Here is a 255-nt window from a genome sequence, read left to right on the forward strand (position 1 = left end):
ATTGCACCCATTTCTGGTCTTGTATAACGTTCGATCATAGAATTTTCTTCCTCCTAAAGTTGCTTTCTTAGTTTCTATTTCCAAATCGGTGATTCATTGATGTTGTCGATGATCTCTTCAACGGACTCTCCTAATACTGTAACATGTCCCATCTTTCTGCCTTGCCTTGCTTCTGCTTTACCATACAAATGAAGATGTGCACCTTTAAGATCTTTTATGTGTTGCATCATCTGAGGAATGTGTTCACCTAATAGA

At 38.0% G+C, this 255-nt stretch carries 1 pseudogene; it reads right to left on the bottom strand.

Features of this window, described 5'->3' with window-relative positions:
- Positions 1-74 precede the first annotated feature (74 nt).
- Positions 75-255 (bottom strand): annotated as a pseudogene (locus tag AOA62_RS31960) (hypothetical protein); the annotation flags it as partial.

The sequence above is a fragment of the Pseudomonas sp. 2995-3 genome (genome assembly GCF_002742565.1).
In the GTDB taxonomy this organism is placed as follows: domain Bacteria; phylum Pseudomonadota; class Gammaproteobacteria; order Pseudomonadales; family Pseudomonadaceae; genus Aquipseudomonas; species Aquipseudomonas edaphica.